Genomic DNA, 25,488 nt, shown 5'->3' on the forward strand with positions numbered 1-25,488 from the left:
CATGGCCAAGTTCTTTATCGAGCGCCCGATCTTCGCGTGGGTGATCGCGCTATTCGTCATCGTGATGGGCAGCGTGGCAATCACGCAGTTGCCGATCTCGCAGTACCCGCCGGTGGCACCGCCCGCCATCGTGATCACCACCGCGTACCCGGGCGCCTCGGCCCAGACGCTGGAGGACAGCGTGCTGTCGGTGATCGAACGTGAAATGAATGGTTCGCCCGGCCTGATCTACATGGAGTCGGTGGCGCAGGCCGACGGCACCGGCACGATCACGGTCACCTTCGAAACGGGCACCAATGCCGACCTGGCGCAGGTGGACGTGCAGAACCGCCTCTCGCGCGCCACGCCCCGCCTGCCGGCCTCGGTGACGCAACAGGGCGTGCGCGTCGACAAGTCGCGCAACAACTTCCTGCTGTTCACGATCCTGTCTTCGGACAATCCGGCGATCGACCCGATCGCGCTGGGCGACTACGCCTCGCGCAACGTCCTGCCTGAACTGCAGCGCGTGGCCGGCATCGGCCAGGCGCAACTGTTCGGTACCGAACGCGCCATGCGCATCTGGATCGACCCGACCAAGCTGCAGGGCTTCAACCTGTCGGCAGCCGACGTCAATGCCGCCATCCGCGCGCAGAACGCGCAGGTGTCTTCGGGCTCGATCGGCGACCTGCCGAACATCACCGGCCAGAGCATCGCAGCCACCGTGGTGGTCAACGGCCAGCTCACCAGCGTGACGCAGTTCGGCAACATCGTGCTGCGTGCCAACACCGACGGCTCGGCCGTGCGCCTGAAGGACGTGGCGCGCATCGAACTCGGCGGCCAGGCCTACGCAACCTCGGCCCGCCTGAACGGCCAGCCGGCCGTCGGTATCGGCGTGCAGCTGGCGCCCAACGGAAATGCGCTGCAGTCGGCCAAGGCGATCCGCGCCAAGATGACCGAGCTCGCCAAGTACTTCCCCGAAGGCGTGAAGTGGACGATTCCGTACGACAGCTCGCGCTTCGTGAGCATCTCCATCACGGAAGTGGTGAAGACGCTGTTCGAGGCGGTGGCGCTGGTGTTCGTGGTGATGTTCCTGTTCCTGCAGAACTGGCGCTACACGATCATTCCAACCATCGTGGTGCCGATCGCGCTGCTGGGCACCTTTGCCGTGCTGTCGGCACTGGGCTTCTCGATCAACGTGCTCACCATGTTCGGCATGGTGCTGGTGATCGGCATCGTGGTGGACGATGCGATCGTGGTGGTCGAGAACGTCGAGCGCATCATGACCGAGGAGGGCCTGTCACCGCTCGATGCCACGCGCAAGGCCATGAAGCAGATCTCGGGCGCCATCATCGGCGTGACCGTGGTGCTGATCTCGGTGTTCGTGCCGCTGGCCTTCTTCGCCGGCTCCACCGGCAACATCTACCGCCAGTTCTCCGCGGTGATGGTCGCGTCGATCGGCTTCTCGGCCTTCATGGCGCTGTCGCTCACGCCGGCGCTCTGCGCCACGCTGCTCAAGCCGATCGAAAAGGGCAGCCATCATGAAAAGAAGGGCTTCTTCGGCTGGTTCAACCGCGGCTTCTCGCGCACGGCCAAGGGCTACGAAGGCTGGGTGGCGCGCATGCTCAAGCGCGCGGCGCGCTACCTGATCATCTACGTGGCGATCGCCGCCGCGGTGGTGGTCATCTTCCGCGGCCTGCCGACCTCGTTCCTTCCGCAGGAAGACCAGGGCAACATCATCGTGAACGTGCAGCTGCCGCCGGGTGCGACGCAGGAGCGCACGCTGTCGGTGATGGAGCAGGTCGAAGGCTTCATCCTGAAGCAGCCCGAAGTGCAGAGCATGGTGGGCGTGCTGGGCTTCAGCTTCTCGGGCCAGGGCCAGAATGCCGGCCTCGCGTTCGTGACGCTGAAGGACTGGGATCAGCGCAAGGAACCGAGCCAGTCGGCCGAGGCGCTCGCGGGCCGGGCGTTCGGCGCGCTTTCGAGCGTGCGCGACGCGTTCATCTATCCGCTGAGCCCGCCGCCCATTCCCGAACTGGGCAATGCCAGCGGCTTCACCTTCCGCCTGCAGGATCGCGGCGGTGCCGGCCACGAGGCGCTCGTCAACGCGCGCAACCAGTTGCTCGGCATGGCCAGCAAGAGCCCGCTGCTGGCGCAGGTGCGCCCGGACGGCCTCGAAGATGCGCCGCAGCTGCAGATCGACATCGACCGCGACAAGGCCAATGCACTGGGCGTGACGTTCGATGCGATCAACACGACGCTGTCGACCGCACTCGGCTCCAGCTACATCAACGACTTCCCGAACCGGGGCCGTCTGCAGCGCGTGGTGGTGCAGGCCGATGCGCCGGCACGGATGCAGCCGCAGGATCTGCTGAAACTCAACGCGAGCAACGCGCAGGGCAACCCGGTGCCGCTCTCGACCTTCGCGACGACGCGCTGGGTCAACGGTGCGCAGCAGACGGTGCGCTACAACGGCTACCCGGCCGTGCGCATCTCGGGCTCGGCCTCGGCGGGCAACAGCTCGGGCGCGGCGATGGCCGAGATGGAAAAGCTCGCCGCGCAGCTGCCACCCGGCTTCGGCTTCGAATGGACCGGCCAGTCGCGCGAAGAAAAGCTCGCCGGCTCGCAGGCCATCATCCTGTACGGCTTCGCGATCCTGGCGGTGTTCCTGTGCCTGGCCGCGCTGTACGAGAGCTGGACGATTCCGCTCTCGGTGATCATGGTGGTGCCGCTCGGCGTGCTCGGCGTGCTGCTGGCGACGATGCTGCGCGCCTACTCGAACGACGTGTACTTCCAGGTCGGCCTGATCACCATCATCGGGCTCTCCGCGAAGAACGCGATTCTGATCATCGAGTTCGCGAAAGACCTGCAGGCCACCGGCAAGGGCGTGGTCGAGTCGGCGCTCGCCGCGGCCCACCTGCGGTTCCGCCCGATCGTGATGACCTCGCTGGCCTTCGGCCTTGGCGTCGTGCCGCTGGTGACGGCCAGCGGCGCCGGCTCGGCAAGCCAGCGCGCCATCGGCACCGGCGTGCTGGGCGGCATGGTGACCGGCACCGCGCTCGCGGTGTTCTTCGTCCCCGTGTTCTTCGTGGTCGTGCGCACCGTGTTCAAGGGCAGCGCGCGGCAACGTGAGGCCGACAAGCGGCATGCGGCCGCCGCCGGCATCGAGGAAGAAAAAGCATGACCTCCAAGAAACTGATTCCGACCTTGCTGGCCGCGGCGTTGCTGGCCACCGGCTGCTCGCTGATTCCCACCTACGAACGCCCGGCCGCGCCGGTGCCGACCGTGTTCCCGGGTGATCCGGCGCAGCCGGCCGGCCCGGCCGCCGCCTCGGTGCCGTGGCAGACATTCTTCACCGATCCGCGCCTGGCGAAGCTGATCGACACCGCGCTGGCCAACAACCGGGATCTGCGCGTGTCGGTGCTCAACATCGAGCAGGCGCGCGCGCAGTTCCAGGTTCAGCGTTCCGCGCTGTTTCCGGCGGTGGGCCTGACGGGCAGCGGTTCGCGCTCGAGCCCCAACGCCTTCCAGGCCTTCGACAGCAGCCTGGGCAGCGTGTCGTCGCAGTACAGCGTCAACCTCGGCATCACGGCCTGGGAGCTCGACTTCTTCGGCCGCATCCGCAGCCTCAAGGACAACGCACTGGCCCAGTACCTGGCCACGGAGGAATCGCGCAAGGCCGCACAGATCAGCCTCATCACCTCGGTGGCGAACGGCTGGCTGACGCTGCTGGCCGACGAAGAGCTGCTCGACATCACGCGCCAGACGCTGACCACGCGCGAAGACACGCTGCGCCTCACGAAGATGCGCTTCGACAACGGCGTCTCGTCGGAAATCGACTTCCAGCTCGCCAACTCGCTGGCCGAGACCGCACGCGCCACCTATGCGCAGCAGCAACGCACGCGCCTGCAGGACGAGAACGCGCTCGCACTGCTGCTCGGCGCGCCGGTGCCGGCCGAGGCATTGGCGGGCGCCCGCGGCCTGGCCGGTGCTGCACCCATGCCCGATGTGCCGGCCGGCCTGCCCTCCGACCTGCTGATCGAACGGCCGGACATCCGCGCCGCCGAACAGCAACTGATCGCGGCCAACGCCAACATCGGCGCGGCGCGCGCGGCGTTCTTTCCGAGGGTGTCGCTGACGACCTCCATCGGCACGGCGAGCACCCAGTTCTCGGGGCTGTTCGACAGCGGCACCAAGGCCTGGAGCTTCGCGCCGCAGATCACGCTGCCGATCTTCGATGCGGGGCGCAACCAGGCCAACCTGGACTCGGCACGGGCAGGCCGCGAGATCGCGGTGGCGCAATACGAGAAGTCGATCCAGAGCGCGTTCCGCGAAGTGGGCGACGCACTGGCCGGCCGCGTGACGCTGGGCGAGCAGGCGCGCGCGCTGCGTGCCACGGCGGATGCCGAAGGCGTGCGCTACAAGCTGGCCGACCTGCGCTATCGCAACGGCATCGCGAGTTCGCTCGACCTGCTCGACTCGCAGCGCTCGCTGTTCACTGCGCAGCAGGCTGCGGTGCAGGTGCAACTGCAACTGCTCCAGAACCAGGTGGTGCTCTACAAGACCCTGGGCGGCGGCTGGAAGGAATGAGTGGCGGCCCGGCGGCTGTCTGGAGGGGGCTGCGAAGGCCCTCTCTATAATCCGCCGGTTAACCCCACGCCCCCGAAGAAGCCCCCGATTTTGAGGACGCCATGAGCGCAGACCCGCATTACCAGGCCACCGAAGACGCCCATACCGGCCCGATCAAGAATCCCAAGCAGCTGCTGCTGGCGGTTTTTTTCTCCTTCGTTGCCCCCATCCTGATCATCGTCGGGCTGGTTTCGTACGTGGTGTCGGAGTCGCACCCCGCCGGCACCACCACCACCGAGCTCGACCTGTACGGCGTCTCGAAGGACGTGCGTGACCGCGATGTGGCAGAGCGCCTCAAGCGCGTCGGCTCGATCGAGATCCGCGATGCCAACCGCCCGCTCGCCCTCGGCGAAGCTGTGTTCAAGGGCCAGTGCATCGCCTGCCATGGCGCGCCCGGCATCCCGGGTGCACCGCACTTCAGCGACGCGGCCGCCTGGGCGCCGCGCATCGGCCAGGGCTATGCCACGCTGCTTGAACATGCGCTCAAGGGCAAGGGCGCCATGCCGGCGCAAGGCGGCGGCGACTTCGAAGACCTCGAAATCGGCCGTGCCGTGGTCTACATGGCCAACTCGGGCGGCGCCAAGTTCCCGGTGCCGGATCGCCCGGCCGCCGGTGCAGCACCGGCCGAAGGCGCCGCGTCGGGTGCAGCACCCGCAGCACCCGCAACAGCCGCACCCACGACAGCCGCCGCCGCGCCTGCAGCGCCTGCCGCCGAAGGCGCCGCCAAGTAGGCTCGGCGCGCAGCAGCCATCAAAAAAGCCGGCCCTGTGGCCGGCTTTTTCTTTGCCTGTTCCGACCTGTTCCTGGGCCGCTACGCGTGGGACACGGCGCGCCCGGCCGCCGGGCTCATGACATGGCCGAAGCGTGCGGGCAGGTCGGCCGCCAGCACGTCTTCGGGCTGCCAGCGCCCCTGCTCGATCGCCTCGGCGGCCAGCCCCACGTCCTGCGTGTGCACCAGGCCCAGCCCGATCGGCGCCACCAGGTAGAGCCGCCCCTGTTCGTCGAGCAGGCAGCCGGTCGGCTCCACCGCCACGCCGGTGTGGGCCGTGACCGAAAAATCGGGCTCGCCGATGCGCCACACCAGCGGTGCCGCCTCCAGCTCGACGTACACGCGCTGCGGCCCGTTCTGGAAGAACCACTGGCCGGCCTCGTCGTGCTCGTAGTTGCGCTGGATGAAGTCGATCAGCTTGTCGTGCCGCAGCAGCGACCCCTTGGCCGTGGCGAACGGGCCGGCCGCCTGCGTGCGGTCGTCGCGCATGTACCAGTTGCCGCGGGCGTCGAGCCCGAGCCAGCCGTAGCAATGCGGCACGTTCGGCCACTTGGCAAGCGCCTGTTTGACGATGTCATCCATGGGGCAGATTTTGCGCGCCCAGCAGCCAGGCGCCAACCGCTTCGGGCATCGCGCCTACATGGCCGGGCGGACGGCCCTGCGGAAAGCCGACATGGCCGCCGTGCGGCGGCTGCCACAGGGTGACGTGGGGGCCGACGTCCGCCTGGCGCGGCAGGCTCGCGGCCGGCACGAAGGGGTCGTTGGTGGCGTTGACCACCAGCGCGGGAATGCGGATCGCATGCAGGTGCGGCTTGGCGGAGCCGCGCAACCAGTAGTCGTCGGTGTCGCGAAAGCCGTGCAGCGGCGCGGTGAAGATGTTGTCGAAGGCGTAGAGATCGCGGGCGGCCAGCATGCGCTCGCGGTCGAACAGGCCCGGGTGCTGCGCCAGCTTGGCCAGCGCCTTCGGCTTCATGGTCGACAGGAACATGCGCGTGTAGACCAGCCGGTTGAAGCCCTGCCCGATCGCGCGCCCGCCGGCGGCAAGGTCGATCGGCGCCGACACCGCGGCCACGGCGCTGGCAATGCGGCTGGCGCTGTCGCCGGCCTCCTCGGCCCAGCGCAGCAGCGCATTGCCGCCGAGCGACACGCCGACAGCGAACAGCGCACCGCCGCCTGCCGCATCGTGCCGCGCACGCAGGCGCGCCAGGATCCAGCCGATCTCCTCGAAGTCACCCGAGTGGTAGGCCCGTGGCGCCAGGTTCAGCTCGCCGCTGCAGCCGCGGAAATGCGGCACGGCGAAGGCCATGCCGTTCGCGGCGGCGAAGGCGGCGAACGCCTCGGCGTAGTGGCTGCGCGACGAGCCCTCGAGCCCGTGGAACAGCACCAGCAGCGGCCTGGGCCCCGGTGCAACAGGCCCGTCGATGAAGTCGACGTCGACGAAGTCGCCGTCCGGCGTGGGCCAGCGCTCGCGCCGGTAGACCGGTGCAGGGCCGTCCAGGCGGCGCGCATAGAGCGCGGGCCAGATCGTCTGCAGGTTGCCGCCGGGTAGCCAGCGCGGTGCGGTGTACTGCTGCATCCGTGGTGTCAGGTCAGTGAAGGGTTTGCGGCGGGTCGTTGGCCTCGTCGGGCGCGTGCGCGGCGCCGGGGCTCGCATGGTGCGCCACCATGCGCCAGCCCTGCGCGGTCTTGTGATAGACGTTGGTGGCAAGCACGTAGGCGTGGCGCGGGCCTTCGGACGTGAGCACTTCGATGCGCTCCAGCACGTTGTGCACCGCGCTCGCCAGCGACTCCACCTTGCGCACGCGCGCCGGTGTCGCATGGATCGCGCCGTTGCCGAACATCTGCTCGAACGCCGCGCGGATCGCGCCCGGCCCGACCAGCCGTGGCCCGCCCGGGTGCACGCAGAACATCTCGTCGTCGTCGGCCCAGCACGCCATCAGCGCCTCGATGTCGCCGCGCTGCAGCGCTTCGTAGAAAGCGGCCTCGACGTCATCGGCAGTGCCGCCGACGCTGACCGCGGTGCGAGAGGGGGACTTGGGCATGAGAGCAGAGGAAAGGAGGAAGGGCCGGGGCGGGAGTCAACGATTGTGCCGCTTGCACCGGCGCGCCCCATGCACCGTCAGACGCCATTTGCACCAATGCGTTCCGTGCGCCGAAAGAGTAAGCGCTCCATTTTGGACCATTTGGTCAAACGAGCGACGCCAGACGCGCGCAAGTTGTTGATTTCAAACAACTTGTAGGCTGGCACGGGGTATGCATAGGACGGCTCCATCCACCTTATGACCCAGGAGCGCACCGCATGAACGTCGGCATCTTCATCCCGATCGGCAACAACGGCTGGCTGTTGTCCGAGAACGCACCGCAATACAAGCCCAGCTTTGCGCTCAACAAGGAGATCACGCTGAAGGCCGAGCACTACGGCCTCGACTTCGTGCTGTCGATGATCAAGCTGCGCGGCTTTGGCGGCAAGACCGAATTCTGGGATCACAACCTGGAGTCTTTCACCCTCATGTCCGGGCTGGCAGCGGTCACCACCAAGATCAAGCTGTTCGCCACCGCCGCGTCGCTGGTGATGCCGCCGGCCATCGTCGCGCGCATGGCCTCGACCATCGACTCGATCTCGAACGGCCGCTTCGGCCTCAACCTGGTGACGGGCTGGCAGCGGCCCGAGTACTCGCAGATGGGCATGTGGCCTGGCGACGAGTTCTTCGGCACGCGCTACCAGTACCTCTCCGAGTACATCCAGGTGCTGCGCGACCTCTGGGGCAAGGGCCAGTCCGACTTCAAGGGCGAGCACTTCCAGATGGACGACTGCCGCCTGAGTCCGCAGCCCGAGGCCGACATGAAGGTGATCTGCGCCGGCCAGAGCGATGCGGGCATGGACTTCTCCGCGAAGTACGCCGACTACAACTTCTGCTTCGGCAAGGGCGTCAACACGCCCAAGGCCTTCGCGCCCGCCGCCGAGAAATTGATCGAGGCCACGAAGAAAACCGGCCGCAACGTCACCACCTACGTGCTGATGATGGTGATCGCCGACGAGACCGACGAAGCCGCGCGCGCCAAGTGGGAGCACTACAAGGCCGGCGCCGACCAGGAAGCCATCCGCTGGCTGGGCGCGCAGGGCGCGGCCGACACCAAGTCGGGCGCCGACACCAACGTGCGCCAGATGACCGACCCGACCTCGGCGGTCAACATCAACATGGGCACGCTGGTGGGCTCGTACGCGAACGTCGCGCAGATGCTCGACGAAATGGCCGAGGTGCCCGGCACCGAGGGCGTGCTGCTGACCTTCGACGACTTCGTCGCAGGCGTGGAAGCCTTCGGCGAGCGCATCCAGCCACTGATGAAGAGCCGCACCCACATCGACACGCCCGTGCCGTCGCAGGTGCAGCCGCAGGCACTCGCAGCGTGAGGCGCTCCATGAACACGCCCAGGAACACCACCCTCACATCGACCCGGCCCGTCGGCGTGCCGAACGCGCCCGGCGCGCCTGCGCCGCTGGTGCTGCCGGCGCGGCCCGAGCCGCTCGCGCTGCACGCCGCCAACTCGGCGCTGATCGTGGTCGACATGCAGAACGCCTATGCCTCGATCGGCGGCTACGTGGACTCGGCCGGGTTCGACATCTCTGGCGCGCAGGGCGTGATCGCCAACATCGGCCGCACCATCGCCGCGGCACGCGCGGCGGGCGTGCTCGTGGTGTTCCTGCAGAACGGCTGGGATTCGGCGTACGTGGAAGCAGGCGGCCCGGGTTCGCCCAACTGGTACAAGTCGAACGCGCTCAAGACCATGCGCCGCAAGCCCGAGCTGCAGGGCAAGTTCCTCGCCAAAGGCGGCTGGGACTACGAACTCGTCGATGCGATGAAGCCGCAGGAGGGCGACATCGTCATCCCGAAGACGCGCTACAGCGGCTTCTTCAACAGCACGCTCGACAGCACGCTGCGCGCGCGCGGCATCCGCAACCTGGTGTTCACCGGCATCGCGACCAACGTGTGCGTCGAGTCCACGCTGCGCGATGCCTTCCACCTCGAGTACTTCGCCGTGATGCTGGAAGACGCGACGCATGAACTCGGCGGCGCCGCGATCCAGCAGGCGTCGGTCTACAACGTCGAGACCTTCTTCGGCTGGGTGTCGCGCGTCGAGGACTTCATCCGCACCTTCGCGCCGGCCACGGCAACAGGAGCGCCTGCGCCGACCGTTGCACTCTCCACCTGATCTCGTTTTTCAAGAAGGAGCAACCATGCCCAAGCAAGCCATCATCCCGCCCGGCACCACCACGCCGATCGCCCCCTTCGTGCCCGGCACCATGGCCGACGGTGTCGTCTACGTGTCGGGCACGCTGCCATTCGACAAGGACAACAACGTGGTTCACGTCGGCGACGCCACGGCGCAGACGCGCCACGTGCTGGAAACCATCAAGAGCGTGATCACGACGGCCGGCGGCACCATGGACGACGTGACCTTCAACATGATCATGATCAAGGACTGGGCCGACTACGCCAAGGTCAATGCGGTGTACGCCGAGTACTTTCCGGGCGTGAAGCCGGCGCGCTACTGCATCCAGTGCGGGCTGGTGAAGCCCGACGCGCTGGTGGAAATCGCATCCATTGCACACGTCGGCAAGCCCTGAGCCCATGGCGCTGCACACCGAAGTCCACGGCAAGGCGAAGGCCGGCGCGCCGAGCGTGCTGCTGTCCTCCGGCCTCGGCGGCTCGGCCGCCTTCTGGAAGCCGCAGATTCCCGCGCTGGTCGATGCCGGCTGGCGCGTGGTCGCCTACGACCAGCGCGGCACCGGGCGCAGCCCCGAGGCACTGCCCGCCGGCCACACCATCGCCGACATGGCGCGCGACGTGGCCGAGGTGCTCGATGTCACCGGCACCGCGCAATGCGTCCTGGTCGGCCATGCACTGGGCGGACTGGTCGGCCTGCAGCTCGCGCTGGACGCGCCCGAACGCGTTGCCGGGCTCGTGCTGATCAATGCATGGTCCAGGCCCAACCCGCATTCGGCGCGCTGCTTCGACGCCCGGCTCGCGCTGCTCGGCGCCTGCGGCGCGCGCGCATATGTCGAGGCGCAGCCGATCTTCCTGTACCCGGCCGCCTGGGCCGCGGCGCATGCCGAACAGGTCAATGCCGAGGTGGAACACGCGGTGGCCCATTTCCCGGGCGAAGCCAACATGCGTGCGCGCATCGCGGCACTGCGCGCCTTCGATGCCGATGCACGACTCGCGGACATCGCCACGCCCACGCTGGTGGCCGCTGCGCAGGACGACGTGCTGGTGCCCTGGACCTGCTCGCAGCGCCTGGCCGATGGCCTGCCGCATGCCACGCTCGACCTGGTGCCGCACGGCGGCCATGCGCACAGCGTGACCGACCCAGACAACTTCAACCGCACGCTGCTCGCCTTCCTGGCGCAGCAAACCAACCTGACCGGAATTCCTGCATGAGCCCCGCACTCGACGCCACCGCATTGGCAGCCCTGTTCACCGAAGCGCGCACCCAGAACGGCTGGACGGCCGAGCCCGTGTCCGACGCGCAGCTCGCACAGATCTACGCGCTCGCGCGCATGGGCCCGACCTCGGCCAACTGCTCGCCCGGACGCTTTGTTTTCGTGCGCACGCCCGAGGCCAAGCAGCGGCTGGCACCGGCACTGTCGGCCAGCAACTACGACAAGACGATGACCGCACCGGTGACCGTGATCGCCGCCTGGGACACCGCGTTCTACGACAAGCTGCCCAAGCTCTTTCCGCACACCGATGCCCGTCCCTGGTTCACCGGCAGCCCGGAGATGGCACACGAAACGGCGTTCCGCAACGGCACCTTGCAGGCGGCCTACCTGATGCTCGCCGCACGATCGCTCGGGCTCGATGCGGGGCCGATGTCAGGCTTCGACAAGGCCAAGGTCAACGCCGCATTCTTCGCCGGCACCACCTGGACTGCCAACTTCCTCATCAACCTCGGCCACGGCGACCCGTCGAAGGTTTTCAGCCGCCTGCCGCGGCTGGACTTCGACGAAGCCTGCACGCTGGCCTGACCCCACGCCGCCGGAGCACTCCCATGCTGAACCCGACCATTTCCGCCACCAGCCGCGGCGCCCTGCCCTCCGCGCATGGGGTGGCGCTGCCCCGCAGCGAATACCGCGATGCCATGGCGAGGCTCGGCGCTGCGGTCAACATCATCACCACCGACGGCGTGGCCGGCCGGGCCGGCTTCACCGCCTCGGCCGTGTGCAGCGTGACGGACGACCCGCCGACGCTGCTGCTGTGCCTGAACCGCACGGCATCGGTGTACCCGGCCTTCCAGACCAACGGTGTGCTGTGCGTGAACGTGCTGGCCGCAGGCCAGCAGACGCTGTCGGGCGTGTTTGGCGGCAAGACGCCCATGGACGAGCGCTTTGCCAGCGCGAACTGGCGCCGCTGCATCACCGGCTCGCCAGTGCTCGACGGCGCGGCCGTCTCGTTCGATTGCCGCGTGGTGCGCAGCACCGGCGTCGGCACGCACGACGTGCTGTTCTGCGAAGTGGTGGCGATCGCCGTCGGTGCGGCTGCGCACGGCCTCATCTACTTCGACCGCCGCTACCACGACCTGCTGCCGCCGCACTGAATTCAGGGCGGCGGAGCGATGCCTCCGAGCACGATGCGCTGCACGTTGTCCACCGTCTGCTCGAAGAACTCCGGATCGTCGAGCGTGCGGCCGGTGATGGCCTGCACCTGCACGCCGAAATCCGCGTAGTGCTGCGTGATCGCCCACAGCGCAAAGATCAGGTGGTGCGGATCCGTCGGCGCCAGCTTGCCGGCCTCGACCCAGGCGCGGATCACTTCCGACTTGCGCTCGACCAGCGTGCGCAGCTCGCGGCCGAGCTCGTCGCGCAGCAGCGGCGCGCCCTGGATCATTTCGAGGCAGAACAGGCGCGATGCATCGGGCCGGTCGCGCGAGATCACCAGCTTGCGGCGGATGTAGTCGCTGATGGCTTCGCGCGGATCCTGCTCGGCGCTGAAGCCGCGCAACGGCTCGAGCCATATGGCCAGCAGGTCGCGCAGCACGCTCACGTAGAGCTCTTCCTTGTTCGCGAAGTAATAGAGCAGGTTGCTCTTGGAGACATCGGCGCGCGCGGCCACCTGGTCGAGGCTGGTGCCCTGCAGGCCGAAGCGCGAGAACAGGCCGAGCGCGGCCGCGAGGATGACGCTGCGCTTGTCCTCGATCTGGCGCAGCCGGCGGCTCACGGCGGCGGGGCTGCGCGTGCCGGGTGCACGCTTGCCCAGCGCGCGCTGCGAGGGCTTGGTCGCCAGCTTGCCAGCCGCGCCTGCGCGCGTGGCGGCCGCCCCACCTGTGGTCTTTGGCATGTCCTGTTGCTTTCTTCGATTGCTCTGTGTCCGGTGCATCGCATGCTCGCACGAGTCATACCCGCACCGCGCACCACCGGAAGGCGCGCGCATGGCCGATGCACCACACGGACGCAGGCTACTGCATTTGTCCATTTGGTCAAACTGGCACAGACGTTGCATACCAGCCGTGCTGACGCCCCTGTTCAGGCGTTGCCCCAAGGATTCAAGGCATGACATTGCTTTCCGTACCGATCATCGATCTCTCGCCCTATTTCTCCGGCACCGCAGCAGGCCGCGCCGAGGTTGCGCGCAAGGTGGACGAGGCCTGCCGCAGCATCGGCTTTCTCGTCATCACGAACCACGGCATTTCGCCCGAGTTGATCGAGCGCGTGTCGACGCTGTCGCGCCGCTTCTTCGAGTTGCCGCTGGCCGAGAAGCGCAAGGTCGATCGTCCGCGCGAAGACGCGGTGCGCGGCTACAGCGCGGTTGGCGAGGAGGGCCTGTCGTACAGCCTCGAAGAGGAAGCGCCGGGCGACCTGAAGGAGTCGTTCTCGACCGGCCCGTCGAACGTGCCCGATGACGAATACCACCGCGGCCCGGCGGCCGGCCCGCACTTCGAGCCCAACAGCTGGCCCGACATTCCCGGCTTCCGCGAGGCCTGCGAGGCGTACTTCGAGGCGATGAGCGATCTCGCGCGCTCGCTGATGCGGATCTTCGCGCTCAGCCTCGAGTTGCCCGAGTACTTCTTCGACGACAAGATCAATGAACACATCAGCATGTTCCGCGTGCTGAGCTACCCGCCGCAGAAAGAGGCGCCGCTGCCCGGCCAGTTGCGTGCCGGCGCGCACAGCGACTACGGCAGCCTCACCATCGTGCTGCCGGACGACAAGGGCCTGCAGGTGCGCAACAAGGCCGGCGAATGGGTCGACGTGCCGCTGATCCCCGGCGGGCTGGTGGTGAACATTGCCGACCTCATGATGCAGTGGACCAACGACCAGTGGGTGTCGACCCTGCACCGCGTGGTGAACCCGCCCTTCGAGGCGGCCAGCACCAACCGCCGCCAGTCGCTGGTGTTCTTTCACCAGCCCAACTACGACGCGATGGTGGAGTGCCTGCGCAGCTGCCTCGCGCCCGGCGAAAAACCCAAGTACGCGCCGATCTCTTCGGGCGACCACCTGATGTCGAAGTTCGTCAAGCAGACCACCTTCGGCGGCACCAAGGCTGCGGCCTGAACCCGACGACGCCATGGCCCACCTGTCGTACGTCAACGTGTTCGCGAAAGACGTGGTCGCGCTCAGCGGCTTCTACCAGCGCGTGTTCGGCTTTCCCGAGATCGAGGCGATCCGTTCGCCGATCTTTCGCGGACTCGACACCGGTCGGTCCAGCCTCGGCTTCAACGCGCTGGACGCCTACGAGTTGCTGCACCTGGCCGAGTTCTCGGACACGCGCGGCGTCAAGTTCCTGCTGAACATCGACGTCGACAGCCAGGCCGAGGTCGACCGCATGGTGCCCATCGCCGTCGAGGCCGGCGCCACGCTGGTCAAGGCGCCCTATGTCACCTACTACCACTGGTACCAGTCGGTACTGCTCGACCCCGAAGGCAATGTGTTCCGCATCAATTTCATGATGTGACGAGCGCCTGCGGCCAGTCGTTTTTTTCTAGTCCTCCCCTGCCCACCACGAAAGGTTCTTCCATGTTCCGCACTCTTTCCCCAGGCGCTGTTCTGGCGCTGACCGTCTGCACCGTGCTGGCGGTGCCCGCCATGGCCGCCGACGGCTTCACCCTCAAGGGCGAACCGAAGATCGCCATGCTGTATTTCGGCCCCAAGAACGACGGCGGCTGGACGCAGGCCTTCGACGAGGCGCGCATCAAGGTCGAGACCGCGCTGGGCAAGAAGATCCAGTTCGTCGAGAACGTGCCCGAAGATGCGTCGGCCATCAAGCCGGCCGCCGAGCGCTTCATTTCGCGCGGCGCCAACATCGTGATCGGCACCGCCTTCGGCTACTCCGACACCTTCAAGGAGCTGGCTGCCAAGTACCCCGACGTCGCCTTCCTGAACGGCTCGGGCACCACCAACGGCACCAACCTCGAATCGTTCTACGGCCGCACCTACGAAAGCCAGTACCTCTGCGGCATGGCCGCCGGCGCGGCGTCGAAGAGCGGCAAGCTCGGCTTCGTCGCGGCCAACCCGTTCGGCGTGGTGAACTGGACCGTCAACGCGTTCGCGCTCGGCGCGCAGAAGATGAATCCGAACGCCACCGTCAACGTGATCTACACCGGCGCCTGGAACGACCCGGTGAAAGAGCGCGCGGCCGCGATGGCGCTGATCGACCAGGGTGCCGACGTGATCGGCCAGCACGTCGACTCGCCCACACCGCAGATCGTGGCGCAGGAGCGCGGCGTCTACGGTACCGGCCACCACCGCGACCTGCGCCAGTTCGCGCCCAAGGCCACGCTGTGCTCGTCGGTCTGGGTCTGGGACAAGTTCCTCACGCCGGAGTTGAAGAAGGTCATGGCGGGCAACTGGAAGCCTTCGCAGTACGGCGCCTTCATCGAGATGAAGGACGGCGGCACCGACATCGCCGGCTTCGGCGCGGGCGTGCCGAAGGACAAGGCCGCGCTGATCACCGCGGAACGCGATGCGATCCTCAAGGGCAAGCAGGTCTATGCAGGCCCGCTGAAAGACCGCGACGGCAAGGAACGCGTGGCCGCCGGCGCCGCGCTGTCGGACGCCGACCTCTGGAAGATGGACTGGTACGTCAAGGGCGTGGTCACGCAGAAGTAGGCGCACGAGGCACGACACGGGCACGGCACAAGGCAGGGATGGCGACCGCACTTCAACTGACGGGCATCGGCAAGTCCTTCGACGGCTTCAAGGCGCTGATCGATGCGGACTTCAGCGTGCGCCGGGGCGAGGTGCATGCGCTGCTCGGCGAGAACGGCGCGGGCAAGTCGTCGCTGATGAACATCGCGGCCGGGCTCTACGCGCCCGAGGCCGGCCAGATCCTGGTCGACGACAACCCGGTGCAGTTCAGCGGCCCGCGTGACGCGGCGCGCCACCACATCGGCATGGTGCACCAGCACTTCAAGCTGGTGAAGCCGTTTACCGTGGCCGAGAACATCATGCTGGGCCATCCGCTCGCCACTGGCGAGGGCAGCCACCGCAAGCGGCTTGCCACGCTCGAGGCCGAGATCCGCGCCAAGGCCGCGGCGCTGGGCTTCGACATCGATCCGCGCCAGCGCACCGAGCGCCTGTCGATCGCCGAGCAGCAGCGCGTCGAGATCCTGAAGGTGCTGCTGGCCGGCGCGCGCATCCTGATCCTCGACGAACCCACCGCCGTGCTGACCGACCAGGAGGCCGAGCGCCTGCTGTCTACCGTGCATGCGCTCTCGCGCAACGGCGCCGCGGTGGTGCTGGTCACGCACAAGATGGCCGACGTCAAGACCTGGGCCGACCGCGTGACCGTGATGCGCGGCGGCCGCACGATCCGGACGGTCGATCCCCGGACCGTGGCGATCGCGGAGCTGGTGCAGCTCACGGTCGGCGAATCGATCGCGCTGCCCGGCGCCGGGCAGCGCACGCGCACGCCGGCCGGCGAGGCGCGGCTCACGGTTCGCGGACTGCGCTCGGCCCCGGCCGCCGGCCGCCCTGCGCTCGACGGCGTCGACCTCACGCTGCACGCCGGCGAGATCTACGGCCTGGCGGGTGTCGGTGGCAACGGGCAGAGCGAGCTGTCCGCGGCGCTGATGGGGCTCGACCCCGCGATCGAAGGCAGCATCACGCTGCAGGATTTCGGCGACCTGCGGGCCGCCACCACTTCCGGTCGCCGTGCGCTGCAGTTCGCGGCCATCCCGGCGGATCGCTACGGCATTGCACTGGCGGGCGCCTTGTCGGTGGCCGAGAACTTCGGCATCGGCCAGGTGCATGACGGGCGCTACGGTTCGCCCTGGCGGCTCGACACGAAGCAGATGGAAGCCGACGCGAAGACGGCCGTTGCGGCGTTCGACGTGCAGGGCGTGCGCCAGCTCGACCAGAAGGCCGCGCTGCTGTCCGGCGGCAATGCACAGAAGCTGGTGCTTGCGCGCGAGTTCGGCCGCGCGCCGCGCATCGTGCTGGCACACAGCCCGAGCCGCGGCCTCGACGTGCGCGCCAGCGCCGAGGTGCATGCGCGGCTGCTGGCTGCGCGCGATGCGGGCGCCGCGGTGCTGCTGATCAGCGAAGACCTCGACGAGGTGCTGGCCCTATCGGATCGCGTGGGCGTGATGACGCGCGGGCGCATCGTGGCCGAATTCGAACAGCCGGCCGATCGACAGGCGATCGGGCAGGCGATGGTGAGCAGATGAACTCCACCCCCTTGCAGGCGGCAGCGCCAGCGGCCGGGCAAAGCCAGCTCCGTGGTGTTCCCGGCAAAGAGCCCACCGCGCAGGCCCGGCCGCTGGCCAGCCGCCGTTTCGCGCTGGAAATCCGCCAGCAGATGGCCTGGCCGCGGCAGGCGCTGATCCTGGCCGTGTCGCTCGCGATCGGCATGGGCATCTCGGCCGCGATCCTGGTGGCGGCCGGCGTGCCCGCCAACGAACTGCTCAACGAATTCGTGCTGCAGACGCTGTTCGACAAGCAGAGCCTGCAGGCCGTGCTGTTTCAGGCCGCACCGATGATCCTGGTCGGCATCGCGGCGTCGCTGGCGTTCCGCGCACGCTTCTGGAACCTGGGGCTCGAAGGCCAGATGATCTGGGGCGCGATCGGCGCGACGGCGATCTCCTTCTTCGACCTCGGCCCGCCCGCGCTGCGCCTGCCGTTGATGCTGGCCATGGCGATCGCGTTCGGCCTGCTCTGGGCGCTGGCGCCGGCGCTGCTCAAGCTCAGGCTGGGCGTGAACGAGATCATCTCGTCGCTGATGCTCAACTACATTGCGGGCAACTTCCTGCTGCACCTGGTGTACGGGGCCTGGAAAGACCCGAAGGATTCGTTTCCGTACTCGCCGCAGTTCCGCGCCTTCGAGCGCCTGCCGGAATGGTTCGGCAATGTCAGCACAGCCGCCATCGGGCTGGCGCTGTGCGTGGCACTTCTTGCCTGGTGGTTCGTCGGCGTCAGCCGCGCCGGGCTGTACCTGCGCTTCGTCGATGCCAATCCGCGCATGGCCGATGCGGTGGGCGTGCCGGTGCGGCGCATGATCCTGTCGGCGGTGCTGCTGTCGGGCGCGCTCTCGGGCATTGCGGGCTTCGTCGTCGTGGCGGGCCAGGAAGGCCGGCTGACGCAGGCCTTCCATTCGGGCTACGGCTTCTCCGGCATCCTGATCGCCTTCCTCGCGCGCAACAACCCGCTGGCGGCAACCGTGGTCGCGGTGCTGGTGGCGGCCTTGTTCGTGGCCGGACGGAACCTGCAGGTTTTCTATCAGATCCCGTTCTCGATGGTGCAGCTGATCCAGGCGATCGTGGTGATCTGCGTGGCATCGTCGGACTTCTTCATCCGCCACCGCATCCGCAACGTCCGATGAACGCCTTCGCCATCGCCACCAACTGGCTCGGCAACGCGCCGGACTTCGCCGTGCCCTACGCGCTGGCCGCGCTGGGCCTGATCCTCACCGAACGCGCGGGCGTGCTGTCGCTCGGCGCCGAGGGGCTGATGCTGGTCGGCGCGCTGGCCGGCATCGGCGCGCAGATCGCGCTGGGACAGCCGGGCATCTCGCTGGTGATCGCGATGCTGGCGGCCAGCGGCGTGTCGCTGCTGTTCGCGGTGATGGTGATCCTGCTGCGCGTGAACCAGGTGATCGCCGGGCTTGCGCTGGTGTTCTTCTGCCAGGGCCTCACCAGTCTCATGGGGACGCTGTTCGGCTGGACCAACGTCGCCGTCACGAGCTTCAGCGCGATCCCGCTGTGGCCCCTGTCCGACCTGCCGCTGGTCGGCCGGTTGTTCGCGCAGAACATCGTCGTGTACCTCACGCTGCCGATCTTCATCGGCGTGGTCTGGTATCTCACGCGCACCAGCGCCGGCCTGCGCCTGCGCGCGGTCGGCGAGAACCCGCAGGCGGCCGATGCGGCCGGCATCAGCGTCACCGCATGGCGCTTTGCGGCCGTGCTCGCGGGCGCTGCACTGGTCGGCCTGGCCGGCGCCTACATCTCGGTCGTCAGCACCAAGCTGTGGATCGCGGGCATGACCGGCGGGCGTGGCTGGATCGCGGTCGGCCTCGTGATCTTCGCGCGCTGGTCGCCGTGGAAGGCACTGGCCGGCGCAGTGCTGTTCGGCTGCATCGAGGCGCTCATTCCGCAACTCGCCGCGGCCGGCGTGCAGTTGCCGCAGTATTTCGTGCTGATGACGCCCTATGCGGTGACGCTGGCCGTGATGGTGTGGGTGGCGCTGGCACGCCGCGGTGGCGACGGCGAGCCCGGCGCGCTGGGCCAGCCCTACCTGCGGGAGGAACGCCGATGACGCCGATGACACCAACGCCCCTGCGCGCCTTCGTCTACGAACAGCCGCGCGAACTGGACGCGGCGCAGTTCGCCGACTACCTCGACCCGGCCACCACGGCGGTGATCTCGATCGACATGCACCGCGGCCACCTCGACGATTCGCCCGACTGCCCCTGCCCCGCACCGCGGGCGCGCGACGTGGTGGCGCCGATCGACGCGTTCCACGACGCCGTGCGTGCACTCGGCGGCCGCATCGTGCACGTGAAGTCGACGCTGCGGCCCGATGGGGTCGACGACGTGCGCGGCATTCCGTCCGCCTGGCGCCGCACCTTTCCGCTGCATGTGGGCCCGATCCCGAATGCCGATGCGCACGCGATCGAAGGCTCGCCGTGGACCGAATGGGTCACGCGAGTCGAGCCCGGCGACATGCGCGTCGAGAACAAGCGGCGCCTGTCGGCCTTCTACCCGACCGATCTGGATTTCTTGCTGCGCAACCAGCGCATCACGACGGTGGTGCTCGACGGCGGCTTCACCGACTGCTGCGTGCTCAACACGGCGTTCGATGCCAACAACCACAACTACCGCGTGATCGTGCTGCGCGATCTGGTGCGCGGCACCGACGCGGCGCTCGAAGCCGCGGCGCTCACCATGGTGTCGCTGCACCTAGGCCTGGTGATGGAGTCGCAGGATCTGCTGGCCCAGTGGCGCGGCGGCTGATCAACTCTGCGCGCCGAGCCAGCCCCGCACCACTTCCGGCAAGTTGCCCTGCGCCGCCTGCCAAACGACTTCAGGCGCCGCGATGTGCACGCCGGGCGGTGCGGTGCGCAGCGCCAGCTCGACGAACTCGGCCACCTTGCTGGCACGCACCGGCTGCTCGCTGTTCGGCACCATGAAGCGGAAGATCGACAGCATCCATGCCGCCAGCCGCTCGGCCGGATTGGCGAAACGCTGCGCGGCCGGCTTCTGCGCCGAGCGCACCAGCAGCACGCGCTCGAAGCCGAGCGCCACCACGGCCTGTTCGTCGAGGCTGGCCAGCCCTCGCTTGAGCGCCTCGGGCATCCGGCCCTGCGCGTGCGGCTGCACGATCGCCAGCGTCTGCACGCCGCAGGCCTTGAGCCAGCGCGCGAGTTCGGGCAGTTCGGCCGGCGCGGGCGTCCAGAGCGCGCGCTCGCGGTCGTGATAGAGGCGCGGCGGGTCGAACGACACCAGCGCCGCATCGGCCTTGCGCAACGGCCACTGCGCGATCGGCCCGGCCGGCACGACGGCCGTTTCCACGCCGCGCAGCCCGTCGGTGATCGGCTCTTTCGCCAGCACCAGCATGTGGGCATGGCGCTGCGCGCCGGCCATGCGCCGCAACAGTTCGTTGCCGAGCGCCCCAGTGGCGCCGGCGATCAGCAAAGTGGTCGCGGCAGCCCCGGTGTAGGACGGCGGCTTGCGTTGCGCCGCCTGCAGTGCCTGAAAGGGATCGACCACCATCCATCTATGCTAACTTCGCCGCCTTGCACTCAGGAGGATCGCTCGATGTTGAAACGCTGGCTTGGAATGATGGTGCTGGCCCTGTCGCTGACGGGCTGCGGATACAACGACTTTCAGAAGCTCGACGAGGCGAGCAAGTCTGCCTGGAGCGAGGTGCTGAACCAGTACCAGCGCCGTGCCGACCTGGTGCCGAACATCGTCGCCAGCGTGAAGGGCGAGGCCAATTTCGAGCAGGAGACGCTCACCAAGGTGATCGAGGCGCGCGCCAAGGCCACGTCGATCCAGGTCACGCCCGAGACGCTGAACAACCCCGAGGCGTTCAACAAGTTCCAGCAGGCACAGGGTGAGCTGTCAGGCGCGTTGTCGCGGCTCATGGTGGTGGCCGAGCGCTATCCGACGCTGCAGGCCAACCAGGCGTTTCGCGACCTGCGCGTGACGCTCGAAGGCACCGAGAACCGCATCACCGTGGCGCGCAACAACTACATCAAGACGGTGCAGGAGTACAACGTGCTCTCGCGCAGCTTTCCGACCAACGTGACGGCCAAGATCTTCGGCTACCCGCCGAAACAGACCTTCAGCGTGCAGAACGAGGCCGAGATCTCCAAGCCACCCACGGTCGACTTCAACAAGAAGTAGGTCCACCCCCAGTCTTCGCGCACTTCGTGTCGCTTCGCCAACCCCCTCGCCGGGGGCAACACCAGCGGCCCGGCAAAGCCGGTTCCGCGGTGTTCCCCGAAATGGCCGCGCCTTCGGCGGCGGCCTTCTTGCGATGGGTGCTGGCCGCCTGCTTCTTTTTTGTGCTGGCGCCGGCAGGGGCATTCGCGCAGGGGGTGCTGCCGGTGCCGGCGCTCACGGCCCGGGTGATCGACCAGACCGGCACGCTCGATGCCACGCAGTTGCAGGTGCTCGAGGCCAAGCTGGCCGGGTTCGAGCAGAAGAAGGGGTCGCAGATCGTGGTGCTGATGGTGCCGACCACGGCGCCGGAAGACATCGCGAGCTATGCCCACCGCGTTGCCGCCACCTGGAAGATCGGCCGCAAGGAGGTGGGCGATGGCGTGCTGGTGATCGTGGCGAAGGACGACCGCAAGATGCGCATCGAGGTCGCCAAGGCCCTTGAAGGCGCGGTGCCCGATCTGGCGGCGGCGCGCATCATCGACAACGAGATGAAGCCGCGCTTTCGCAACAACGATTTTGCGGGCGGGCTCAGCGCGGCGACCGACCAGCTCATCGCGCGCATCAACGGCGAGGCACTGCCCGAGGTCAGCGGTGAAGCCGGCGGCAAGGGCGCCGGCGGCCTGCTCGGCAACCTCGACATCGACTGGGCCGAGCTTGGCATCTTCCTGTTCTTCGGCGTGCTCGTGATCGGCCGCGTCGCGCGCTCGATTTTCGGCAACAAGCTGGGGCCGCTGGTCACCGGCCTTGGGGCGGGCGCGATCGCGATGGTCGTCACCGCCAGCGTGGTGCTGGCCGTGATCGCCGGTTTCGTGGCGCTGCTGTTCACGCTGTTCTCGGGCGCCATCTCCCTGCCCTCGCTCGGTGGCGGGCGCGGTGGCGGCGGTTTTGGCGGTGGCGGTGGTGGGTTTGGCGGCGGCTTCGGCGGCGGCTCGTCGGGTGGCGGGGGCGGTGGCTTCAGCTCCGGCGGTGGTGGCGATTTCGGGGGCGGTGGCGCCTCGGGGGACTGGTAGCGATGGCCGGGTTCTCTTTCAAGACGCTGGGCCGCATCTGGCGGCATCGCTGGATCGACGAGGCGCAGGTGCGCCGCGTGCTGCCGGCCGACATGCTGGAGCGGCTCACGCGCCGCGTCGCGGCCAGCGAGCATCGCCACACCGGCGAAATCCGCATCTGCGTCGAGGCCGGATTGCCGATGTCCTACCTCTGGCGCGATGCGCCGGCGCGGCAACGCGCGATCATGCTGTTCGGCAAGCTGCGCGTGTGGGACACCGCGCAGAACAACGGCGTGCTCGTCTACCTGCTGCTGGCCGAGCACGCGATCGAGATCGTGGCCGACCGCGGCATCGACGCGCATGTCGATGCCGCCGAATGGTCCTCCATGACCCAACGCATGGGCGCCGCTTTTCGCGAGGGGCGCTTCGAGGATGGGCTGACGCAGGCGCTCGAGGAGGTGTCGGCCCTGCTGGTCACGCACTTCCCGGCGGCCGAAGGCAGCGACAACCGCAACGAGCTGCCCGACGCACCCGTCGTCCTGTGAGCGTGTCGTGAACGCACCGCCTGCGCTGGCGCAGCGCTTCATCGACGAAGCCCTGCGCAACGACCACAACCGCGCCATCCTGCAGCGCCTGCCTGCGCTGGCCCTGCCTGACGCCTGGCTGGTGGCCGGCTGCCTGTTCCAGACCGTGTGGAACCTGCAGGCCGGCCGCGCGCCGGACGCCGGCATCCGCGACTACGACCTGTTCTATTTCGACGGCAGCGACCTGTCGGAAGCCGCCGAGGCGGCCGTCGGCGCACGCGTGCAGGCCCTGCTGGCCGACCGCGGCATCGTGGTCGAGGCCAAGAACCAGGCGCGGGTGCACACCTGGTATCGCGCCTGGTTCGGCCATGACTATCCGGCGCTCGGCAGCGCGCGCGACGGCATCGACCGGTTTCTGGTGGCCGGCACCTGTGTTGCGCTGCAGCCCGGGCCACACGGGCCGGTGCTCTACGCGCCGTACGGACTGGAGGCAATCTACCAGGGTGTGCTGGCGCCGAACCCGTTGTGCGACCACCGCGCGCTGTACTTGCGCAAGGCAGCCGACTACGCCGACCGCTGGCCCGGGCTGCGCCTTACGGCCGGGACGACTGAGACGGCCGGAACGAACGTTTAGCGGTCGAGCAAGCGCCGGTTGACTGCGTGCGTCGCGTCCAGTTCGAGCTGCACCGCGCGGCTCACGCTCGCCAGGGCGCGCAGGCGGCGGTTGCTTTCGCGCACGCGCGCCGACAGCGCCACCGAAACGCCCAGCAGCAGGCGTGCCGCCGCGGAAGGCTGCGTATCGATCAGGGCCAGCAACATGGCGCCCGACAAGGTCGCGAGCTTGAGGTCGGTCAACGCGGTGCAGGTGGCCGAGCGCGGCGAGCCATCGAGCATGCCCATCTCGCCGATCAGGCTGCCAGGCCCGAGCACCGAGATGACGACTTCCTCGCCCGGAATGCCGCCCCCGCTCTCTGCGCGGACTTCGCCTTCGAGCACCAGCGCCATGTAGTCGGTGTCTTCGGCCTCGCCCTCTTCCATCAGCACGGTGCCGATGCTGACGAAGGCGGGCTCCATCAGGTTGACCACGATCGTGGCCTCGGCAAGGCTCATGTGCGTCGACGGCGCAGCCGCCATCAGCAGCCTGGCGGCGCGCTCCCGCAGATCGGGCGTGGCAAGGGAAGGATGGGTGTGCGGCATACGAAACAGAACGCAGGTTCAGGGGAGTGTTGCCGGCAGCGCCCAGACAGCCGCACCGCCGACACCATGGAATTGTCGGCCAGGCGCGGGCTCCATGAGCCAGCCACCGGTGAATTCTCCGAAGGCCGGCAGGATCGCCTGGCCCGGCTCGCTCACGAAACACGGCAGCCGCAGGCTGTCGCGCCCACGGCCGTAGAGCCGGCACACCGGATGCAGATGGCCGGCCAGCACGAAGTGCGTGGGGTGCGTTTGCGGGTGGTGGCAGCAGGCGAACGGGCCGAGCAGATACGGCTCGTCGACCACATCGATGGCGAGTGATGCGGGCGGATCGCCGGCACGGCTGTCGTGGTTGCCGCGCACCAGCGTCATCGCAACGCCGGCATGGCGAATGCGCCAGGCTTCGACCGCGGCGAGCACCGTGCGCGCCTGCGCGGCATGCAGAAAGTCGCCGAGGAACACGATGCGTTGCGGCGCATGCCGTGCAATGAGATCGTCGAGCCGCGCCAGGTTCTCCAGCGTGGTGCCGCCCGGCACCGGCTGGCCGAGCGCGCGGTACGTGGCCGCCTTTCCGAGGTGCAGGTCGGCCACGAACAAGGTCTCGCCCCCGGGCCACCAGAGCGCGCGCTCGGGCAGCAGATGCAGCTGTTCGTCCGCCCAACGGATCGGGAACGGCGAAGTGGGGAGGTTCGCGGAAATCACGGGCCACGAGTGTCGCAAAAAAGATGCGCCAACGCGGGCCGGAGGGGTCTTGGCTTCGGCGAACATAGGGCCCATGAGCGTGCAAGCACTGAAGTCTTCTTTTGGCGGCAATTGCCACTGGTGTGGCCTGCCGATGGATTTTTCGGAGCCGCGCAGCCAGCCTGATTCGGCCACCATCGAGCACCTGCTCGATGCCCCGCTCGGCAGCATACGCAAGCCGAAGCACCGGCGGCTGGCACACGCCGTCTGCAACCGCATGCGCAACGAATTCAAGCTGCAGGCCGAGCGGCAGTTTCAGGCGTGGATTGCGAACCGCGTCGCCGAAGCAGCGACCACCTTGCAATCGGACCCGGCCAACCCCAGTTCTTCCGCATGACCGAATCGCCTTCGCTGCACATCGTCTGCCCGCACTGCCACACCACCAACCGCGTGCGCGCGGCGCAGTTGGGCAGCGCGCCCGATTGCGGCAGCTGCCACCGCCCGCTGTTCACGGCGCACTCTACGGCGCTGGCCGACGAAGCGACATTCGACCGCCACATCGCGCGCAACGAGATCCCGGTGCTGGTCGACTTCTGGGCGCCCTGGTGCGGCCCCTGCCGCCAGATGGCGCCGGGCTACGAGCAGGCTGCGGGGCAGCTGGAACCGCAGGTCCGGCTGGCCAAAGTCGACACCGAGGCGCTGCCCGCGCTGGGCGCGCGCTTCAACATCCGCAGCATTCCGACGCTGGCGCTGTTTCGCGGCGGGCGCGAGGTGGCGCGGCAGGCCGGGGCGATGGGCGCGGCGGACATCGTGCGGTGGGTGAAAGCCAACGGAGCCGGTTGAAGCG

The 25,488-nt window shown here is 68.3% G+C and carries 29 protein-coding genes; 22 read left to right on the forward strand and 7 right to left on the reverse strand.

Going from position 1 to position 25,488, the window contains the following annotated elements; all coding sequences use genetic code 11:
* Position 1 precedes the first annotated feature (1 nt).
* The 3 genes from QTI05_RS07150 (at position 2) to QTI05_RS07160 (ending at position 5,336) form a co-directional block, all read left to right on the forward strand.
* The gene (locus QTI05_RS07150) at positions 2 to 3,160 is read left to right on the forward strand and encodes an efflux RND transporter permease subunit (protein ID WP_286623635.1); all 3,159 of its coding nucleotides are present in this window, start codon (positions 2 to 4) and stop codon (positions 3,158 to 3,160) included.
* A complete protein-coding gene (locus QTI05_RS07155; RefSeq protein WP_286541109.1) occupies positions 3,157 to 4,566 on the forward strand; it encodes an efflux transporter outer membrane subunit in 1,410 nt (469 codons plus the stop codon). The genes QTI05_RS07150 and QTI05_RS07155 overlap by 4 nt, the downstream gene beginning before the upstream one ends.
* A 101-nt stretch (positions 4,567 to 4,667) precedes the next feature.
* Positions 4,668 to 5,336, forward strand: a complete 669-nt coding sequence (locus QTI05_RS07160) for a c-type cytochrome (protein ID WP_286623636.1) — start codon at positions 4,668 to 4,670, stop codon at positions 5,334 to 5,336.
* 80 nt (positions 5,337 to 5,416) lie between these two features.
* Here QTI05_RS07160 and QTI05_RS07165 read toward each other — a convergent pair whose 3' ends face one another.
* Genes QTI05_RS07165 through QTI05_RS07175 form a run of 3 tightly spaced genes read right to left on the reverse strand, consistent with a single transcriptional unit; the run spans position 5,417 to position 7,416 of the window.
* The gene (locus tag QTI05_RS07165; protein ID WP_286623638.1) at positions 5,417 to 5,956 is read right to left on the reverse strand and encodes a DUF2946 family protein; all 540 of its coding nucleotides are present in this window, start codon (positions 5,954 to 5,956) and stop codon (positions 5,417 to 5,419) included.
* On the reverse strand, positions 5,949 to 6,950 hold the full coding sequence (locus tag QTI05_RS07170; RefSeq protein WP_286623639.1) for a YheT family hydrolase: 1,002 nt from the start codon (positions 6,948 to 6,950) through the stop codon (positions 5,949 to 5,951). The genes QTI05_RS07165 and QTI05_RS07170 overlap by 8 nt, the downstream gene beginning before the upstream one ends.
* A 13-nt stretch (positions 6,951 to 6,963) precedes the next feature.
* Complete coding sequence (locus QTI05_RS07175; RefSeq protein WP_286541101.1) at positions 6,964 to 7,416, reverse strand: YybH family protein; 453 nt, start codon at positions 7,414 to 7,416, stop codon at positions 6,964 to 6,966.
* 257 nt (positions 7,417 to 7,673) lie between these two features.
* Between QTI05_RS07175 and rutA the strand changes: the two genes are divergently transcribed.
* From rutA to rutF, 6 genes are read left to right on the forward strand one after another with little or no spacing between them, the layout of a single operon-like run.
* Positions 7,674 to 8,786, forward strand: coding sequence for a pyrimidine utilization protein A (rutA, locus tag QTI05_RS07180; protein WP_286623640.1), 1,113 nt, complete (start codon positions 7,674 to 7,676; stop codon positions 8,784 to 8,786).
* An 8-nt stretch (positions 8,787 to 8,794) separates the two neighbouring features.
* Positions 8,795 to 9,586, forward strand: coding sequence for a pyrimidine utilization protein B (gene rutB, locus QTI05_RS07185; RefSeq protein ID WP_286623642.1), 792 nt, complete (start codon positions 8,795 to 8,797; stop codon positions 9,584 to 9,586).
* 25 nt (positions 9,587 to 9,611) lie between these two features.
* A complete protein-coding gene (rutC, locus tag QTI05_RS07190; RefSeq protein ID WP_286541097.1) occupies positions 9,612 to 10,001 on the forward strand; it encodes a pyrimidine utilization protein C in 390 nt (129 codons plus the stop codon).
* A gap of 4 nt (positions 10,002 to 10,005) precedes the next feature.
* Complete coding sequence (rutD, locus tag QTI05_RS07195; RefSeq protein ID WP_286623643.1) at positions 10,006 to 10,815, forward strand: pyrimidine utilization protein D; 810 nt, start codon at positions 10,006 to 10,008, stop codon at positions 10,813 to 10,815.
* Complete coding sequence (locus tag QTI05_RS07200) at positions 10,812 to 11,402, forward strand: malonic semialdehyde reductase (protein ID WP_286623645.1); 591 nt, start codon at positions 10,812 to 10,814, stop codon at positions 11,400 to 11,402. Before rutD ends, QTI05_RS07200 begins: the two co-directional genes overlap by 4 nt.
* Before the next feature lie 23 nt (positions 11,403 to 11,425).
* Positions 11,426 to 11,971, forward strand: a complete 546-nt coding sequence (gene rutF, locus QTI05_RS07205; protein ID WP_286623647.1) for an NADH-dependent FMN reductase RutF — start codon at positions 11,426 to 11,428, stop codon at positions 11,969 to 11,971.
* 2 nt (positions 11,972 to 11,973) lie between these two features.
* Here rutF and rutR read toward each other — a convergent pair whose 3' ends face one another.
* Positions 11,974 to 12,711 (reverse strand): HTH-type transcriptional regulator RutR, encoded by a 738-nt coding sequence (gene rutR, locus QTI05_RS07210; RefSeq protein ID WP_286623648.1) that lies wholly within the window; start codon positions 12,709 to 12,711, stop codon positions 11,974 to 11,976.
* A gap of 212 nt (positions 12,712 to 12,923) precedes the next feature.
* Between rutR and QTI05_RS07215 the strand changes: the two genes are divergently transcribed.
* The 7 genes from QTI05_RS07215 (at position 12,924) to QTI05_RS07245 (ending at position 19,819) form a co-directional block, all read left to right on the forward strand.
* The gene (locus tag QTI05_RS07215) at positions 12,924 to 13,925 is read left to right on the forward strand and encodes an isopenicillin N synthase family dioxygenase (RefSeq protein ID WP_286541091.1); all 1,002 of its coding nucleotides are present in this window, start codon (positions 12,924 to 12,926) and stop codon (positions 13,923 to 13,925) included.
* Positions 13,926 to 13,938: 13 nt separating this feature from the next.
* Positions 13,939 to 14,325: a VOC family protein gene (locus tag QTI05_RS07220; RefSeq protein ID WP_286623649.1), complete on the forward strand. Its 387-nt coding sequence runs from the start codon at positions 13,939 to 13,941 to the stop codon at positions 14,323 to 14,325.
* A gap of 131 nt (positions 14,326 to 14,456) precedes the next feature.
* Complete coding sequence (locus QTI05_RS07225) at positions 14,457 to 15,479, forward strand: BMP family ABC transporter substrate-binding protein (RefSeq protein ID WP_444812890.1); 1,023 nt, start codon at positions 14,457 to 14,459, stop codon at positions 15,477 to 15,479.
* Positions 15,480 to 15,517: 38 nt separating this feature from the next.
* Positions 15,518 to 17,038 (forward strand): ABC transporter ATP-binding protein, encoded by a 1,521-nt coding sequence (locus QTI05_RS07230; RefSeq protein ID WP_286623651.1) that lies wholly within the window; start codon positions 15,518 to 15,520, stop codon positions 17,036 to 17,038.
* Positions 17,035 to 18,189 (forward strand): ABC transporter permease, encoded by a 1,155-nt coding sequence (locus tag QTI05_RS07235; RefSeq protein ID WP_286623652.1) that lies wholly within the window; start codon positions 17,035 to 17,037, stop codon positions 18,187 to 18,189. The genes QTI05_RS07230 and QTI05_RS07235 overlap by 4 nt, the downstream gene beginning before the upstream one ends.
* Positions 18,186 to 19,121, forward strand: a complete 936-nt coding sequence (locus QTI05_RS07240; protein WP_286541084.1) for an ABC transporter permease — start codon at positions 18,186 to 18,188, stop codon at positions 19,119 to 19,121. Before QTI05_RS07235 ends, QTI05_RS07240 begins: the two co-directional genes overlap by 4 nt.
* A 20-nt stretch (positions 19,122 to 19,141) precedes the next feature.
* The gene (locus tag QTI05_RS07245) at positions 19,142 to 19,819 is read left to right on the forward strand and encodes a cysteine hydrolase family protein (RefSeq protein ID WP_353505952.1); all 678 of its coding nucleotides are present in this window, start codon (positions 19,142 to 19,144) and stop codon (positions 19,817 to 19,819) included.
* Here QTI05_RS07245 and QTI05_RS07250 read toward each other — a convergent pair whose 3' ends face one another.
* Complete coding sequence (locus QTI05_RS07250; protein ID WP_286623654.1) at positions 19,820 to 20,578, reverse strand: hypothetical protein; 759 nt, start codon at positions 20,576 to 20,578, stop codon at positions 19,820 to 19,822. It lies immediately after the preceding gene.
* Between the two features lie 45 nt (positions 20,579 to 20,623).
* Here QTI05_RS07250 and QTI05_RS07255 point away from each other — a divergent pair, with 45 nt between their 5' ends.
* The 4 genes from QTI05_RS07255 (at position 20,624) to QTI05_RS07270 (ending at position 23,400) form a co-directional block, all read left to right on the forward strand.
* Positions 20,624 to 21,214, forward strand: coding sequence for a LemA family protein (locus QTI05_RS07255; RefSeq protein WP_286541081.1), 591 nt, complete (start codon positions 20,624 to 20,626; stop codon positions 21,212 to 21,214).
* A gap of 101 nt (positions 21,215 to 21,315) precedes the next feature.
* Positions 21,316 to 22,263, forward strand: coding sequence for a TPM domain-containing protein (locus QTI05_RS07260; protein WP_286623655.1), 948 nt, complete (start codon positions 21,316 to 21,318; stop codon positions 22,261 to 22,263).
* Between the two features lie 2 nt (positions 22,264 to 22,265).
* The gene (locus QTI05_RS07265) at positions 22,266 to 22,787 is read left to right on the forward strand and encodes a TPM domain-containing protein (protein WP_286623656.1); all 522 of its coding nucleotides are present in this window, start codon (positions 22,266 to 22,268) and stop codon (positions 22,785 to 22,787) included.
* A gap of 7 nt (positions 22,788 to 22,794) precedes the next feature.
* Entirely contained in the window at positions 22,795 to 23,400 is a 606-nt protein-coding gene (locus QTI05_RS07270; protein WP_286623657.1) for a nucleotidyltransferase family protein, read from the forward strand.
* Here the strand turns inward: QTI05_RS07270 and QTI05_RS07275 are convergent.
* Positions 23,397 to 23,963: a cyclic nucleotide-binding domain-containing protein gene (locus tag QTI05_RS07275; protein WP_286623658.1), complete on the reverse strand. Its 567-nt coding sequence runs from the start codon at positions 23,961 to 23,963 to the stop codon at positions 23,397 to 23,399. The genes QTI05_RS07270 and QTI05_RS07275 overlap by 4 nt on opposite strands.
* Positions 23,964 to 23,981: 18 nt before the next feature.
* Positions 23,982 to 24,737 carry a ligase-associated DNA damage response endonuclease PdeM gene (gene pdeM / locus QTI05_RS07280; protein ID WP_444812869.1) on the reverse strand — a complete coding sequence of 252 codons (756 nt, stop codon included), beginning with the start codon at positions 24,735 to 24,737 and terminating at the stop codon, positions 23,982 to 23,984.
* Here pdeM and QTI05_RS07285 point away from each other — a divergent pair.
* Together QTI05_RS07285 and trxC are read left to right on the forward strand one after the other, a co-directional pair.
* Complete coding sequence (locus QTI05_RS07285) at positions 24,712 to 25,038, forward strand: hypothetical protein (protein WP_286623662.1); 327 nt, start codon at positions 24,712 to 24,714, stop codon at positions 25,036 to 25,038. The two genes, pdeM and QTI05_RS07285, sit on opposite strands and share 26 nt — an antisense overlap.
* The gene (gene trxC, locus QTI05_RS07290) at positions 25,035 to 25,484 is read left to right on the forward strand and encodes a thioredoxin TrxC (RefSeq protein ID WP_286541072.1); all 450 of its coding nucleotides are present in this window, start codon (positions 25,035 to 25,037) and stop codon (positions 25,482 to 25,484) included. The genes QTI05_RS07285 and trxC overlap by 4 nt, the downstream gene beginning before the upstream one ends.
* Positions 25,485 to 25,488 lie beyond the last annotated feature (4 nt).

It is taken from the genome of Variovorax fucosicus, assembly GCF_030316825.1.
GTDB classification, from domain to species: Bacteria; Pseudomonadota; Gammaproteobacteria; order Burkholderiales; family Burkholderiaceae_C; genus Variovorax; species Variovorax fucosicus.